Origin of the sequence: Paenibacillus sp. 1-18 (assembly GCF_000520755.1) — a bacterium.
Lineage (GTDB): Bacteria > Bacillota > Bacilli > Paenibacillales > Paenibacillaceae > Paenibacillus > Paenibacillus brasilensis.
In genome coordinates, this window is sequence record NZ_ASSB01000345.1 from 1 (window position 1) to 15,467 (window position 15,467).

Below are 15,467 nucleotides of genomic sequence, written 5' to 3' on the forward strand. Positions count from 1 at the left end.
CTTGATTGTCACCCTCCACAAAGGATAGTTGCCCCTCGGATACGATAGGCTCCACAGTAGGCGTTGCAAGCTGGTATACAAGTTGATACGGCGTATACCCTGCATAGGATTGTTGCGGTACGGATTGCGTGAAGTTAGGCGCGCCCACACGCTGAACCCAATACTTAGTGCCTGTACCATTCCACGTCGCTGTTGTCGCTGCCTGCGCTTGCGCTGGCGTTATGGTATTAGCATCATACGCCTTGTATCCGTAAAAGTAGGCTTTGATGTCGTCCTGCGTTGGTTGGTATCCGTCAGCCCATCCACTGTCTGCAACTGGAATGCCGAAGTAAATTTCTCCGGCTGCTGTAACGGCATTCGTATCTGCTGAACTGCCTGTACTTCCTTGCGGTAGTAGTTTTCCATCATATTTTGTGCCTATACCGCTACCTGCTACCGCTCCAATCGCCAGCCCTGTCACTTTAACTTGCCTGTTTCCGTTAGTAGCACCACCTTCACCAGGTATCCATGCTCTACTACCATCAAGCATTAGCCCCTGCCATCGTTTGGACTTGAAGTATTGCCCGTCACGTTCGAAAACTGTATCCGCATTGGCTCCTGTAACTGGATCGGCGTACAGGTCTGTTTGCAGCGCCAGCATGGAATCCTCTCGCGGTTTAAATGGTTTGGCTGTGCTGCCGATGTTGAGCATAGGGTTTTCGTGGTTGAATGTACCCACGGATGCGTACCGTAGTCGCACGGACAAAAAGCTGGTTTGGGCTGACGTTGTAAAGGTTTTAGCTCCCACAACCACGACACCTGTAGCAACCTCACCGCTCGGATCAGAGTCGTTTGAATCTCGTCTTTCGATGTATTGTAGACCATCGCCCATGCTTGACATAGTGTAAGTTGTGTTAGGCAGCACAGGCACGACGACTTTTAGCGGGGCAATGATATCCGCTGTAGTCCTTACTGCTGTCGCCTTATTCGGACCTTGAACGGTGACGATCCCGCTAGTAGTTACTGTCCACTCATAAAATGATGGCAATAAGTTCTCACCATACCGAATTACATATGGATTACGTACAGGCATTACACTATCCACGTAAGACCACTTAGCAGCCGCTTGAGCTGGCGTATAGCTTGCCGCTGCTGCGTAGTCCGTATCGGATAACTCATAGACGCGCACACTGTCCATGTTAAACGTGTTGCCGCTATTTCCCGTACCAGTTACAGTTACGATATGAAAAAAGTCCGTCGCGGCGAACCGTACAACAGATGGTGCAAAAGCAGAGGCTGACGTTACCTCATTACCTGTAGCTCCAGCAACCCCGTTTATGGATATGGCTATCTTGCTGGTGTTGCCGTTTTTCACATCTGCAACAGCTACATATTTTTTCCCCGGCGTAGTCAGGAAGCTTGCCGACGCTGTGGCTGATACACTACCTACCGTAAGTTTAAAACTGCTGCTGCCGCTGGTTTTATTGGTGGCATCCGTTGCAATAGCCACGTTTGAGGACCATGAACCAACCGTTTCGCAACCACCCATACGCCCGAGCAAATTTACGAGCATTCGCCCGGTTATGCCGGACAAAGAAAACAAAGCCGACTTAATGGCGGTGATGATCTGCACGCCTGCGTTCAGCGTTACGTCCTGACGGGATATAATGTTAAAGCGTTCTTTAACCCCATCCATAACACCAGCAAAACCGTCTATCTTCTCCCAGTTATCATTCATCATCGTTTCAACGTCGAAAAAATCATTCCCGTCTGTTACCGGGTCCTTCATGTATAAGCTCAAATTAGGTGTATTACTAGCCAATCCGTACACCTCCTGCAAAATTATTTAATGGTGTGTTATTTATTCCATTTATCTTCATGACATGGTGTATCTCAGCAATAACAAGGTAGCGAAATTTATATCGTACTTCTAAATGTGCTGGTTTTATTTCCTCTATGGCGTCCTTCAAATCTTGTAAGTTTGGCGGTATGCCTAGAGTCCCGATAAACCTGATCACAAAATAGTATTCAGACGGAAAAACAGTAACATCAACCTCGCCGCGATCATAGCTATCTGCCACATTTTTGATCATGCTCGCAGACACCTTGCCGCTGCCGCGCATCTTAGAGATAACCACGCTGCGGCGTTGCTCGATCGGCTTCGATGGCATGGAGACTATTTTTAGATCCTTTTCCCAATACTTAATGCCCCAGGTCGCCGTCTCCGGGTGAAACTGGCGGAATGTATCTACCATTGCAGCATTGAGCTTGTCGAACTCGATATCTTCCGTCTGCATTATCTCAACGAATTCTTGGATTTCCTCATAGTAATCCGGCAAGTAGGACATAAGCTTTTTAGACATGTACATCAACCGTCCCGAGCACGGCAACCGAATCCAAAGGCACCTGAATATTGCTGGTCACTCCGTTAATGGTTAGGTCAAAATAGTCGATCACAGGCGGCACGTCCAAGATAAAATTAGCTATCCGGGTGATCCGCACTAAGGTATCAGTTTCGTTAAATGCCAAGCCTTCCAGATACTTTGCAATGCTGGCTTCCAACTGCTCTTTGACATCGTCCGTCGTTGCATCCCTCGCCAATTGGACCCGCACGCTGACGTTTATAGGCACTTCCCCAGCTCCAACAACCGTGACAACCGGACCAATGGGCGCAGCGCCTTCCCCATGTCCATCCTGAGTAGGGTCTATATGCATCTGCACAGCCTGTACAACAGCAGGTGAAGGTGTTCGTTTCTCATTGTTGAGAATTACAACCTTAACTGTGCCGTTCCCATTCCAGAGCGGAAATACTTTTGCATCACCTACCCCAGATACTTCCCGAGCCCATACAACGTACTGGTTTTTATTTGCGCTAGTGATCGGCTTTGTAACTTTGTCCTGGTAACGGTCATAAAGGGCTTCGCCCGACTCTACATCTTCCCCAGACACCAATAAGTCAACCAGTTCAGCTTTTGCTAACTTGTCTATAAAATCTATAGGCAATAGCGATCCTGAATATTTATTGCCTATTGCACCAGCAGTCTCACACTCAACTGCAAATTGCCCAACCCCCAACTTACTTTTGACAACATAGTTTAAGTCTTCTATAGAGTAACGACTTCCAATTGGCACATCCATAAGCTCGTTTTGGTTGTTGTAAAACTTGCCGCGCCACTGGGCATTAGTTGCTTCCTTACGAACTATACCAGACCATGCTACTGATTTATCTAGCTCCTCTCCATTCTCCGGCGCAGGAAAGCGTAGGCTACGCTCGATGTCTAAATTCACATACATTTGAGCCAGTTCGTTCGCTGCCGGGGCCAGCGCATCGAAGATAACGCTCCCTTCCCGTTTATCCATGGTATCTGGAATACGGGCCAGCAGACGTTCTAAGATAACTTCTTCTGTTTGATCCTCATACAATCCCTCCGACCCCCGTTTCGTCTCTAAAGTTACCTTGTGTTGTGATCACTTCAAATTCGGCCAGAACATCGCTGCCGTTAAAAGTGAATTGAAAATCTCGCACATCCGTAATCCGGTCATCTGCCAGGAGCGCTTCACGGACCAACCGTTTTAATTCAGTCTGCACAAATAACCGGCTCTGCCCTTGCAGCCGGTCTATCTCAGCTCCGTAATCATCGGAGTATATTAGGTTTTCGTAGCGTAGAGTTTGAAGTATCTTATACACCACTTGCCGCATAGCCTCCAGACCGTCCACAATGCCGCGTGCGCGTCCATTCGTGAAGTCTAAGGCATATGTCTTGGTGGGCATTTCTTCCTCTTCAATCTCTTCATCAACGATGCTGCCGCCTTCTGGTATCATGGTGTCACCAACTTATCCAGCACAGCAAACTGTTGACCGCCTTGCATTCGTAGTAATAGCACGGCATCGCCTACCTTAAGGCCTTCGCGGATCACCAACACATCAGGCAAAGCGGTTTGAGTGGTCTTTGTTGCCGTCTCAGTAGGAGTCTCGTCTTTATACACATGGCTATGTGTAAGACTAACCTCATAACGTGTTACCCGCTCAGTGATTAATAGAAATTCCTCGTCCAACACCAAACGTTGATCTACAGTAATTTCAAGCGGTGAAATAGCAGTGACCTGTCCAAGCATACCTTCGCTGGGCTTTGATGCTTTCATAGTTTCCAACGCCATTTTCTGTAATTGTTTGTACATTAAATCACCTTCAATTCGAGTGACATGGTATGTTCTAAACCCGAAAATTTATGTGTGCATGAATCTACCAAGTAAACTTGGCTTACTTTCAGATCATCAATAAACACAGGCACATAACACCCCGCCCGTATACTTAAATCCCCCATAGCGTCTATACTCAAGCTTTTGCTCTCCCGGTTATGTAAGGTGAGCAAATTTTGTGCCTTTTGTTTAATCTGTGCCGCGTTCATTTTTTCATCGACTTTATCGTAGAGCTGCAGCTTACCCCACTTTTTAATATTGTTGCTGTCCTGGTAAACGTAGGCATCACGCTTGCCACTCTCTTTGTTGTCTTGCACCAGCTTGACGTAATTGTACGTCTCGCTATCTATGCTCTTTTTTAGAGCGTATCCGGTCATTAGACTGCCATCACCTACACTCACAGATACAAGCATGTCAGCGGCCCGCTTAAGAGCCAGAGCACCAAAGTCGTCGTAGAATACATAGATTGTCCCGGTAGACATTAGTGTCTGGTCGATAGCCTTATAGATGATGTCTAAAAGCTTTTGGTTGTCCTCGACCATAGCCGGGATCTTGTAGCTCGTGTCGGCAATCATACCTGTCTTGAGTTTAAAATCCTCTGCGATCCGCTTAATTACGGCCCCGGCTGTCAAGTTCTTGAATACGTAGGTATCGTTTGCGTTCAAGTATCGGATTTGGTCATAGGCCGTGATCTTCATATCCGACTTTTCGGATTGCTCGACGCTGAACACATAGCCGTAAAATATCTTGTACTTGCCCTTGGTGATCCGTACGATATCCCCGTTTTGCACCTTGAACTTTTTATTTTGATAGACTCCATCTTTAACCAACGTGATATCCACGCTGCCCGGGCTTCCGGTGCGTTCTGTTTTCCACGTAAGCTCAGACACAAGTCCTGACGCGTTCTCTTTGCCTGCCAGCGCTTCACCCGACACCTGCCATACGTTACCGTCCCGGTTATCTATAAAAATATCCATGCCATCACCCCGGCAGTCTGATTACTTGCCCGACCTTTAATCGCTTGGCCTGAGCATTAGAAATTTTGTTGAGCGTTTGAATCTCCTTGTAACGAGACCCGTCTCCCAGGTTCTTCTTAGCGATGATCCAAAGCGTATCTCCTGCTTTGAATTTGACGGTTTTAGGTTTAACCCGTTCGTTAGGCCGTTTGGCCTTCGCTTTAGAGGTTGTCGTCTTTTTGACGCCAGCCTTGGTTGTTTTTTTAACCTTGGCCTGTACCGCGTTGTAAAAAACGTACTTTTTGAATGATATTGTGTACTCGATATCCGATGTACCCGCTACTGGCTTCCACTCGAATTCCTCTATTGTGACTGGCATGTTTATGGCTATTTCTTGCGGACTCTTTTGTGCTCCCGGCTCAAAACTTATCGCAGAATAAATAAAGCGGATGGGCCGCTTGGTATCCATCCACTTGTCTATTAGAGCTATATATTCAGGTATAGGCCGCAATTCGTTCCCATTAACAAAAGGGTACGCCTGACCGGGAAAGAAACTGTCAAACGATATTTCTGTCAGCTTTCGTGACTGGATAGCGTTAATCTCGCCCCCGTCCACAATTTTGTATGTGGAGCCGTCACCAGCTTCCTTAATACTCATTTCCGGCGGATTGACCGGAATGCGAAATGCTTCTTCCCCGTTGTTGTAGCTTAGTAATATGGCGTGTTCCATTGTTATGTGTACACCCCCTGTGCCGTAGAGACAAATTGTTCTTCCAGATGGTCACCGATCTTTTTGATGATCGCATCCACATCAGCGCCGTTGTTGATATCCCCTGTTTTGACCTGTACCGTAGGCGTAAGAGTCACGAAGTTCTGTATAGACTTCATTTCTGCCAAGTCTCTCATAACTTTCAAGTCTTCACTTGAGATATCTACCTTGTCCTCGATCTTACCGACTTTATCTACTTTGCCGACGTTTTTCTTTTTGTCATTTCCAGCATTCGCTTTTTTAGCCGCATCAGCAGCAGCATTCCATTTTGTGAAGTCGAAAGGTTTATCTGCCTTAGGCGTAGCTGCGGCTTTTTGCTTCCGACGATCCATATCCCGTTGGCGGATATAATTCATGGTATCATCTTGGCGTTTTCTCGCTTTAGAAGCAGCCATAGATTCCATCGCAGCGATTTTAGCAGCACTTTTCACTCTGAAATCGTCGGTAGCTCTTTGGGAATCGGCGGAAAATGATACTTGACTGACAAAACCGATATCCGTCATTCCTGTGCTATTCAGTGCCTTAATCATGTCATTTACTTTGTTTATTACACCGTTTGCCATGTCTTGCATTGTTTGCATGACACTAGCTTTCGCATCCAAAAACGCTTGAGCAATACCCACGCCAACTTTTACAAAGAAGATTGGGACTTGATCAAAAAAGTTCAATACCTCATTCCACTTTAGTAATATTGCCGCCGCTACCATGTCGTTAGTCGTATAAACTTCATACATCCATGTCACTAGAGCAACCAACACTGTCAAGATGGCAATAAACACGTTTGCTTTCATTGTTGCGTTTAAAGTTGCCCATGCTGCAGAGAGCCCACGAGTAACTAACGTTTGGGCAAAGATCATGGCCGTACTACTTCCTGTGGCAAAAGCTATAATCCCTTGGGTAACTGCTACAGCCTTCATTGCAAGGTTCCAAGCGATAAACGCCGCTGCCACCCCTTTGACAATAGGTGCAATGTTTTGCCAATTGCTTGATATGAAGCCGTATACTTGAGCTATAGCATTAAAAGCTTTAATCGCATTTTGGACTACCCAATCTAAACCTTTGCTCAGGTTAGCAAAGAATGCATCGAATTTGCCTTGCTTGAATGCGTTATTCAACATCTGGATCATTGGTAAAAGCGACTTGGTAGCCGCGCGCCCAGCATCAGCAAACATGGATCTTACATTGTTCTTCATGATCTCTAACTGTTTGGCCGGACTTGCCAGCATAGTATCAAACGCTTTTTGCCCCATCTTTTGAGACTCCAATAACTTGTCAAAACCTTTGATAAAACCGTCGATGTCACCCTTCTTGGCAAAGTCCACGATGCCAGATGCGCGGATATCGGATTTCCCCATATTGAAGCGTTCAGCCAAGGACACAATATCGGCCGATAATGCTTCCTTAAGGGCGAAGGCAGCTCCTTCCATTCCATTACCGGCACTATCGAAGGCATTCAATCTCTGCGCAAGGTTGTTCAGCTTATCCAGTTGATCAACATTTTGAGTAGCGGAGAAAAATGACAGTGTTCCTTGAAGTGATTCATTAACATCCTGCCCAGCTGCTAATGCGTTTTTCTTAAACCGCTCAAACATGGCCTTCCCCACGTCTTCCTGACCTGTACGAGCAACAAACATATCTTGCATTTTCTGTTGTTCCATCGCACCGCCCACGGTAGCGCTAAACAATTCCTTAAGCCCTTGCATTGATAAGTAGGCTGCTGCCATACCTTTTAGGTTAGCCAGCAAACCAGATGAAGCTCCCTCGCCTCTTCTCAAGCTTCCGTTTATTTGCTCTTGCAATTGGGCTATTTTGCGTTCTAGGTCCGCTATTCGCGCTAAAGCGGCTTGTAACTCTGCTGCGTTCGCTCCGCTACTGGTTCTGAGTTGCCGGACAACACGAATAAGACGCAACACAAGCATTTGAAGATTGCCAAACATAGCTTGCAATGACGCTGGTAGTTCAATTTGTATACGAGCTTGGATAACCCTTAGTTGGCTTTGTATTCGTTGTCTGATGAGCCTGACCTGATTCATTAAAATTGCCTCATTAGCAATTTGGATATCAAACCTCATGTGTGCGTTCGTAGCTGTTCGTAACCTTTCCATATGTCTGGTTGTAGCTTGCACGGCGCTATTAACTACGTTTAGGCGTTGCGAAAAGTTATCAAACAGTTGAAGGCTAGCCGATACTGTAGCCATCTTCCCACCTCCTCCAAAGAAAAAGGCTGCTCATACGTATAAAATATACGCGATGAACAGCCTTACTCTATAAATTAACTTGATGTACTCCATTATTTTGTAAAAGGGGATCTAATTTATTTTTTATCTGCATGGCTGAAAAATGGTTCGAGCCGCTGTCAAAAAGTAGAGATGATAGATTACCTTCTGAATTGATATAATTCAGAATAAAATAATAGTTGTATGTCTTCTTCTCTTTGTTTTTAGCCCTAGAACCTACTACCAACCCGATGGGGCCAAATAGTAGCCCTCCTGCGATACCCTTTACCGCACTACTACTAACAATATTGGCTATTTCCACGTCTGTTTTTACTTCAGCTGCCGTAATCTGATTAATTGCAACATTGAATTCTGCACCACCAGCTTTAACAAGGATTCTATCCTGCTTAAGCAAAATGGTGCACGCTGATTTTTCAGCAATCGGCAAACCCTCAACATGAAACATTTCACTTAGCACAATTGCATTTTCTTCGTTCAACATTTGTTTTTTTGCCTTTGCAGAATTGACCGATTGCGATATGGCAACCGTTATTCCTACAATCAAAGCAAGCGCAATAATAAACCACATTTGAGCAGACCTCACTTTATTCATATGTGTAATGTTACCAAATATAGTATATGAAATCGCGTAATGAGTCTATTATTTTTTCTTTTCCTTATCAATGCGATAAGAGATCATAGCATATATAGCAGCACGTTCTCGCTGGCTCATCGCCATAAGGTCATGTGGCAAAATGTGAAGTTCATGGAGAGCGTAGTATGCAAAGGTTGCATCTGGATCGCTCTCCTTTATGAGTTTTTTACTTCATCAACCAATTCGTTCATATCTCGATCGAATCCGCTCAGCGTCTGGATACGTTCGATGAGCGTAGTGTATTCCCCGGCAAGTAACATTTTTCGAATAAGAGAATCCGCTCCCATAACACCATAAGACGCTTGCAATCCAGCATCTTTAAGGTTAGGATGAACCACTCCGGCTACTACCAATTTCGCTGTAAAGAGGTCAGAATCAGTTTCAGTCTGGTAAACACCCTTCACCTTTACCTTTCTAGCGGATTCCTTTCGGATTATGGACGTCTCATTCTCTGAAACGCTACGAATCTTCCACAATAACGGCTTTCCTTCTGCATCCTTAAAACGCTCAGAGAGAGCAATTTCCTCAGTAATCTCCGATTCCACATTTTCCGCATAAAACAAAGTCAAGTCACTCATTATTCATATCCCCTTAATTTAGATTATTTTAGTTACCACCCAATACAGGTTTAGAGAAGCTATCCTGCAAGCCGACCCCTGAGAAAGTAAAGTCTGCTTCCTCGTCCAAAAGTTCGGAGTCCGTGTCAACCTTAGCGATAATCGTGCTACTTAGATTGACGTTTCGAAGGGTTACGGTTTGTTTGCCAATAGATGACGTCGGATCTTCATTAACTACAACAATGTCGAAGTAAGTGTCCTTGCCCGTTGTCACGTAGTCCAGCATTAACTGGCGGAATAAAGATGTGACATAATAGATGGTCATATTCCCTGTGCCTTTCCATCCATTAGCTTTACTTTGCTCCCCCAGATACCCTAACACCTTAACTTCTTTTTTGTTCTTTTCGATTTTAGCTTCGAATTTTTTAATATAGGCCATTTCCTCGACATTGCCGTTTATGGTGGCATACATACGGCCCTGCTGACCAGATATGGTATCTTTTGCTTGCAACCATTGTGTCATATTATCTCACCCTCGCTAACTGGTAGATTTTTTCGATGCTATCAACAGGCTTGACATAGTATTCAGCGTAAATGGCATCTTTGTCGGTGCCTGGTACAATTGTTACGTCTGTTTGTGGATTGAACTCCTCAATAGCTCCTATCTGCTGATTGAGTTCAAACAACGAGATAGCTTCTTTCTTTACAATATTTCGTCCATCGGCGTTATTATCAACTTTACCGATGTACGACCTTGCGAACACCCTTTGCAAATCAGTCTTGACGCCATCCAACGTGCGGACAACACGATTTTTCCGAAAATATTTGTTTTTGGTAGGCGTAAAACTGCGAAAGGTGTTGATGTCCTCTTGTACCTTAGCTTTACCGCCCTCGAAGATGAAGAAGAACTGACCGCTTTGCACACCTGCAATCGCTTCTCGCTTGGTGAACCTAACGTCCACATCTACTGCGTCATCGTAGTCAGCGTAAGTGAGGGATTCGTTTACATTTGCTGCAGCTGTTGCAGCTGCGACCCAGGCAACTGCCTTAACCTTGTCAATCACTGTACCGTCTGAAAGAATAACGCCGTTCGTGACGTTTATTACTCCTTCGCTGTCTGCTGCGCTGTAATTCGGTAGTACCACCTGTACATTTTTGCCCTCGTCATCGCGCAAGCGACTAACGTAAGTCGTATACAAAGGCTTAAGCGTTGCGTCGTCATAAGGCACGCCTACGGTGTTGAAATCCTGAGTCTCAATAGCTGCCATATAATCCGAATGATCGGCGTTGGTTGTTGTGCCATCCGCTCCACCGGTTAACGGCGCCCCAGCTGTAGCTGCCAACGTCTTATCTGTGCCAGATGCCTTGAAGCTCACCCATTCATTAGCTACCAGCCCGTCAATATTGGTCACTTTCTGCAAATTGACTTCCCGGCCCTCGACCAAAGTCCGAACGTTGAAGCTAGAAGGCGTATCAATGTCAGCTTGAATCACAATGGAAATATCATTCCCTCTCGCGCCTCCATACTTCGCCGTAGCGACAAGATTGCCGCTTGTGACTGTAGCCTTTGTCCCTTGATTTAGGCGGTACACCAACAACGTTTTCGCGCGCTTAAGAGCCTCCTTAACCAACAGGAGGCTTGGGTGTGTGATGTCATATCCCAAAGCTTTTGAAATGTCATCGCCAGCATCTATTGTGATTATCTGTTTCACAGGCCCCCAGCTTAATGTCAACGGCAGAGTGACAACACCGCGATCACTTAATGTGCCTAGTGGTTTAGGCTCAGAAACGACGTTTGTATAAACGCCGGGTAAATCCTTGTTCTGTGTAACCCATGTGCCGGCCATTATTCAACCTCCTTCTTCAACCAATCAGCGAGAATCCGTCTGGCCTCACTAATGGTGTAATTCTGTCCATCATCAAGTAGGACGTTCAGTGTATCTTTTTCGATCTGTGTGAACTGCTGCGATTCTTGAAATTGCTCTTTGGCAAAACGGGGTTCTACCGAATCTGCAGACGTTGCCGTCTCTTTCTTTGTAGGCGCTGCCGCAGGCGTTGCCCCAGTTTCGTTTTCTTGGTTATCAGTATCAGCCACGAATACCAGCCTCCTGTTTTAAAGTCCTCATTTTTGTTTCCGGCCCCTTTGGACGCATTAAATGGACATTCACATCTAGGAAGAAATGCAGCACATCATCGACGATTTGGTGTTTCATCCCCACCGCCCTGTACAGGCTGCCTTCCCACTGGATATATTCCAATTCCTCGTACAGTTGGTCAGCAACCGTTTCGCATTCACGGCGCTTCTCCGGGTTGTCTGGGTCTGGGAAATAGTGAATGTCGAAACTATCAGTCCGCATGTACCGGCGATTAAATTCCCGGTTCTGTGCTCCATCAATAATCAACACAAAAAAGCACGGTTCCTTGAAACCCTGCTCGATTCGCTCGTCGTACACTGGGGCACCCGTTCGAAAGGTGCTCAGGTACTTCAATATTCCGTTTTTAACATCTTCCATTGCATCACCTCAGGTGGTCTTCCATAAATCGTTTCAGCTTGCGATCCATGAGTGCAGGCAACTCACGCTCCAACTCTCGTTCAGAGATGGTGAGCATGAATCTACCTTCCACCCAGCCCGTGTGTAGCCGTGTGCGGTGCCCATATTCCACATAAGGCGCGTACTCAATGGGATTAAATAACTCAATGCTATAGCCGCCCCCTACACGCTCCACAGGCCCCAACTGCCAATTTCGCCGGAGCATACCCGTATCTACTGGAGTACGTGCCACCGTCTTAGCTAGTAGCCTGCTGGCAAGTTCTCTTATGCAGTCCTCGACGAATCGCGGGTAATCGGCTTGCATCTTCCGCAAGCTCTTCCCTAACTGCTCGAACTCGCTAAAATCGAACTCAGCAAAACTCATGCCTTACCAACCCGCTTCATTTTTACCTCTTGATGGGTTGGGTATGTGAAGGGCTCTCCCGATTGCTGAAACTCATAGCTCATGCCGTCCTGCGTAACAAAAATACGGCTTCCGGACGGGATAACAATATCAGGCGCAATAAACAGCTTACCGTCATATGCGACATCATTGTTCGTGTCCGTTTGGGCCGCGCTTGGCAAGGATGCCTGAGACAATGCACACGGCTGGTTGTCGAATATAATGCCCTTTGTGGGTCGTTCTACGCCTGTTACGGGGTCTTTGCGGGTTATCTGACCTTCGACTCGACAAACGCCCGTATAGGTCATTTCAAGCAGCCTGCGTTCCATAGATGGGCTACCTAATTGCATGCCTACCACCTCAACCTTCGGAATGCGTTAAGCTGCGCGCCATACGCCTTAATAAAGGCCGTACCCTCAACGCCCTGCTTAGCATCTGCAAAGAATGTTAATTGCACGTCACCGCGCTTGATGCTTTGAACATTCTTCTCGCCTTCACCAGCTGCAGCCGGAGCCACAAACTGGTTAAGGTAATAGTCCTTTGCGATCAGCAGCACCGTGTTTTCCAATTGCTCCGGTATGTCGGATATGTTGCAGTAGTTTTTGATACCGTCAATGGTGAAATCCAAGGAAAATCCAAGTTGCACATCCTTACTCGTATCAGTAACTGGGATGCCAAGTAGGATTTTAAGCTTGGTCAGCAGTGCTTCCCTGCGGTTCGGTTCCATTTCCTTCACCCGCTTTCAGAATGGCTGCGAGCACGTCTTCCTTTTTGGTTGCGCCAGCTAGGTCAATGGAGTTTTGTTCGGCGTGATCCTTCAGCTGGGCTAGATTCATCTTGTTGATATCCGTTTCGACGGGTTCTTCAGGCACTTCCGTATCAGGGCTAATAACTTTGTCAGCGATCAACCCTAGCACATCCTTTGGAGCTACCTCAATTTCCTGCCCTTTGATGTGGAATTCACCGCCATACTTTGCACTATTTATAAGAGTCACTTTCACTCTACTCACTCCTCCCAAAATAAATAGGAGAGACGATTGTCTCCCCTTAGTTAACTTTAGCGATAAAGATGTTATTCATTTGTTCAAACGAAGGCATTACGATTTCAGATACGATCGTATTTACGTTTACTGGATGCGGCTCTTTGTATGTTGTTACTGCCACGCCTGTATTGACGATTTGTACCTGAGCGTCCGTACCGCCACTCATCAAATCGGCTTCCTCAGGTGTAGTGCCATACCACGTATTGCCCAATGTGTTAGCTGGGATAAGGGTAAAGTAATCATCAGGGTAGAAGAGTCCTGTTGTGCCATCTTGTAAAGCGAACTTCTTGTTGTATACAGCTACAGTAAGCCCCAATTTGCTGAATAGGTATTGTTTCATCATGGAGTCGGTCATAATGATGTTCTGACCACCTACAGGATTCATGTCCAACCGAATAGTTTTATTATTCAAAATGTAATTCCACGTTTTCCGTGTGCAAATAGCATTCTCAGGACGTACACCAGTGTCATCCTCGACTAGATCCTGCCACGTTTTGATATCTTGAATGATCGGAGCATCAGGGTTACTCCATTTAGCATCCGCCGTAAGTGTGGTTTTGTGCTCATCAGACATTTTGTAATCGTATTTGTATTGCTGGCGATTGGCCACAATGTCGATTCGGCCCAAAGAAAGTAATTGCATGATCATTCGTTCAGGCACCACTGTAGCACCATCAATCAGCGTTTTTCTATCATCGTAAATCTTTTGTATGAGTGTTTGATAGTATGCTGCATTAGGAGACGCTAAGAGTCTTAGCAATTCTTGACGCTCTGTTTCATCAATGTTCATACCTTCACGGAAAAACGGCATTTCGGTTTTGATTTCTTCAAAGCCAATTCGGTCTCTCAATGTGGCTTTGGCATCAAATGCGGACGGTTGCAGGGATACTGGCAAGCCTCCAGCACCTTTAATCCATTTCAAATCTAACCCTTGTTGCTTTTTCGCTGGGAACAATGTGGCTCCCAAGTAAGGAATTGCGTTCGACGCTGTCTCCTGATAATAGGTAGTAATATTCTCGGCTGTTACAAGATCAAAAATAGTTGGCATGTCTTCACCTGTCCTCTCTTATTTCAAAAATGTGATTTGTTTGAGTGCTGTAATTTCTTCTGCTGTTGGTGCTGTCGGAATTTTGCCCAGATCTACAAACCCGTGAATCATCAATGCTCCCGGTGCAGGGCCATAAGTTACATCAACATCTTCAAATAGCACACCTTCCGCATTAGAAACCCCAGTGGTTGTGACTGCTTTTTTACCCAGCTTCGTAATATCATTCAAAATACCATTGCCGATAATCGTTCCAGCAGGGACGATTTTCTTTCCATCCGCATTAGCGGTGATTCCCTCATCGTCCACCGTAATAGCTAGGTTCACATAATGATCAGGGAATTTGGTGATTCCCTTTTTGTTACCGTATTTAGTGACCACAAATTTACTCATTTTCTCATCCTCCTGTTATTGGAAATACGACTCACGCGCTTTAGATAGGTCGCCGTTATCTGCCGACTTATTCTGCGCAGCTATCTTCCCATAGTTTGTTTTGCTGTCGCTCGGGTCTTGCTTTCCGCCTGACCCGTCCGCTGGTGTAGCACCTTTCGGTTGGAATCCTGGTTTCGGGTCCTCTTTTGGAACAAATAAAAAGCCATCGCTTTCGCGAAGGCCTGTGAGTTGGTCGTCCAAACCGCTTTTTATGGCGCCATTGTCGTCCAGTTCGATTTTTGTTTTGTCCAGTAGCTTCGCAACAATATCAGCGTTGTGAACCTGACCACTCAAAGCCATCTTTAGCGCCGTGTTCAAACGTAACTCCTGCATGTCGGCATTGTACTTGTCGGTAGCGGCTTTATTGTCCGCCTGAAGCTTCGCAATCTGATCTTGTAGCGCTGGCACATCCCCCGCTGCCTTCTGCAAATCAGCCAACTGCTTATCCCGGTCCTTCAGATCCGTTTCGAGTCGCTTCTTGGTATTGTTCACTTCATCGAATTTATCTTTAGGGAACCAGTTGCCATCATTCACGACAGCCAGTTTCTTATCACCAGCCTTTTCAACAACTTGGTTATACAAATCTTCTCCAAGCAATTCTCTCAAATCCATTAATAGCACCCCTATATTAGTTTTTTTGGCGTGTAACCCACCACGCATAGGATACGTTCAGTCAGCCCC

Annotated in this window: 21 protein-coding genes; all 21 read right to left on the reverse strand. The window is 45.9% G+C overall.

The window, feature by feature from the left end:
- Positions 1-1,801 (reverse strand): hypothetical protein (locus tag L693_RS0122580; RefSeq protein WP_025720186.1); only part of this gene is annotated, 1,801 nt, incomplete at its 3' end.
- Positions 1,794-2,342, reverse strand: a complete 549-nt coding sequence (locus tag L693_RS0122585) for a YmfQ family protein (protein WP_231503734.1) — start codon at positions 2,340-2,342, stop codon at positions 1,794-1,796. The genes L693_RS0122585 and L693_RS0122580, both read right to left, overlap by 8 nt.
- Positions 2,335-3,402: a baseplate J/gp47 family protein gene (locus L693_RS0122590; protein WP_025720190.1), complete on the reverse strand. Its 1,068-nt coding sequence runs from the start codon at positions 3,400-3,402 to the stop codon at positions 2,335-2,337. The genes L693_RS0122585 and L693_RS0122590 overlap by 8 nt, the downstream gene beginning before the upstream one ends.
- The gene (locus L693_RS0122595; protein ID WP_025720192.1) at positions 3,395-3,802 is read right to left on the reverse strand and encodes a DUF2634 domain-containing protein; all 408 of its coding nucleotides are present in this window, start codon (positions 3,800-3,802) and stop codon (positions 3,395-3,397) included. The genes L693_RS0122590 and L693_RS0122595 overlap by 8 nt, the downstream gene beginning before the upstream one ends.
- Positions 3,799-4,158: a DUF2577 domain-containing protein gene (locus tag L693_RS0122600; protein ID WP_023987551.1), complete on the reverse strand. Its 360-nt coding sequence runs from the start codon at positions 4,156-4,158 to the stop codon at positions 3,799-3,801. The genes L693_RS0122595 and L693_RS0122600 overlap by 4 nt, the downstream gene beginning before the upstream one ends.
- The gene (locus tag L693_RS0122605; RefSeq protein WP_025720195.1) at positions 4,158-5,156 is read right to left on the reverse strand and encodes an XkdQ/YqbQ family protein; all 999 of its coding nucleotides are present in this window, start codon (positions 5,154-5,156) and stop codon (positions 4,158-4,160) included. Before L693_RS0122605 ends, L693_RS0122600 begins: the two co-directional genes overlap by 1 nt.
- Before the next feature lie 4 nt (positions 5,157-5,160).
- Positions 5,161-5,865 (reverse strand): LysM peptidoglycan-binding domain-containing protein, encoded by a 705-nt coding sequence (locus tag L693_RS0122610; RefSeq protein WP_025720196.1) that lies wholly within the window; start codon positions 5,863-5,865, stop codon positions 5,161-5,163.
- A gap of 2 nt (positions 5,866-5,867) precedes the next feature.
- Positions 5,868-8,102: a hypothetical protein gene (locus L693_RS0122615; RefSeq protein WP_025720198.1), complete on the reverse strand. Its 2,235-nt coding sequence runs from the start codon at positions 8,100-8,102 to the stop codon at positions 5,868-5,870.
- Positions 8,103-8,169: 67 nt separating this feature from the next.
- Complete coding sequence (locus L693_RS0122620; RefSeq protein ID WP_025720200.1) at positions 8,170-8,709, reverse strand: hypothetical protein; 540 nt, start codon at positions 8,707-8,709, stop codon at positions 8,170-8,172.
- A 221-nt stretch (positions 8,710-8,930) separates the two neighbouring features.
- Positions 8,931-9,353 (reverse strand): phage tail assembly chaperone, encoded by a 423-nt coding sequence (locus L693_RS0122625; protein ID WP_025720202.1) that lies wholly within the window; start codon positions 9,351-9,353, stop codon positions 8,931-8,933.
- A gap of 28 nt (positions 9,354-9,381) precedes the next feature.
- Positions 9,382-9,855, reverse strand: a complete 474-nt coding sequence (locus tag L693_RS0122630) for a phage tail tube protein (RefSeq protein ID WP_025720204.1) — start codon at positions 9,853-9,855, stop codon at positions 9,382-9,384.
- Between the two features lies 1 nt (position 9,856).
- Positions 9,857-11,179, reverse strand: coding sequence for a phage tail sheath family protein (locus tag L693_RS0122635; protein ID WP_331281102.1), 1,323 nt, complete (start codon positions 11,177-11,179; stop codon positions 9,857-9,859).
- The gene (locus L693_RS0122640; RefSeq protein WP_025720207.1) at positions 11,179-11,427 is read right to left on the reverse strand and encodes a hypothetical protein; all 249 of its coding nucleotides are present in this window, start codon (positions 11,425-11,427) and stop codon (positions 11,179-11,181) included. Before L693_RS0122640 ends, L693_RS0122635 begins: the two co-directional genes overlap by 1 nt.
- Positions 11,420-11,845, reverse strand: coding sequence for a phage tail terminator family protein (locus L693_RS0122645; protein ID WP_025720208.1), 426 nt, complete (start codon positions 11,843-11,845; stop codon positions 11,420-11,422). Before L693_RS0122645 ends, L693_RS0122640 begins: the two co-directional genes overlap by 8 nt.
- A gap of 4 nt (positions 11,846-11,849) precedes the next feature.
- On the reverse strand, positions 11,850-12,248 hold the full coding sequence (locus L693_RS0122650; protein ID WP_025720209.1) for an HK97 gp10 family phage protein: 399 nt from the start codon (positions 12,246-12,248) through the stop codon (positions 11,850-11,852).
- Positions 12,245-12,616 carry a hypothetical protein gene (locus L693_RS0122655; protein ID WP_049825255.1) on the reverse strand — a complete coding sequence of 124 codons (372 nt, stop codon included), beginning with the start codon at positions 12,614-12,616 and terminating at the stop codon, positions 12,245-12,247. Before L693_RS0122655 ends, L693_RS0122650 begins: the two co-directional genes overlap by 4 nt.
- Positions 12,617-12,618: 2 nt before the next feature.
- Positions 12,619-12,993, reverse strand: coding sequence for a phage head-tail connector protein (locus L693_RS0122660; protein WP_049825256.1), 375 nt, complete (start codon positions 12,991-12,993; stop codon positions 12,619-12,621).
- A complete protein-coding gene (locus L693_RS0122665; protein WP_025720214.1) occupies positions 12,953-13,267 on the reverse strand; it encodes a Rho termination factor N-terminal domain-containing protein in 315 nt (104 codons plus the stop codon). The genes L693_RS0122660 and L693_RS0122665 overlap by 41 nt, the downstream gene beginning before the upstream one ends.
- 46 nt (positions 13,268-13,313) lie before the next feature.
- The gene (locus tag L693_RS0122670; RefSeq protein ID WP_025720216.1) at positions 13,314-14,357 is read right to left on the reverse strand and encodes a major capsid protein; all 1,044 of its coding nucleotides are present in this window, start codon (positions 14,355-14,357) and stop codon (positions 13,314-13,316) included.
- Positions 14,358-14,375: 18 nt separating this feature from the next.
- Positions 14,376-14,747 (reverse strand): hypothetical protein, encoded by a 372-nt coding sequence (locus L693_RS0122675; protein WP_025720218.1) that lies wholly within the window; start codon positions 14,745-14,747, stop codon positions 14,376-14,378.
- 15 nt (positions 14,748-14,762) lie between these two features.
- The gene (locus L693_RS0122680; RefSeq protein WP_025720220.1) at positions 14,763-15,398 is read right to left on the reverse strand and encodes a phage scaffolding protein; all 636 of its coding nucleotides are present in this window, start codon (positions 15,396-15,398) and stop codon (positions 14,763-14,765) included.
- Positions 15,399-15,467 lie beyond the last annotated feature (69 nt).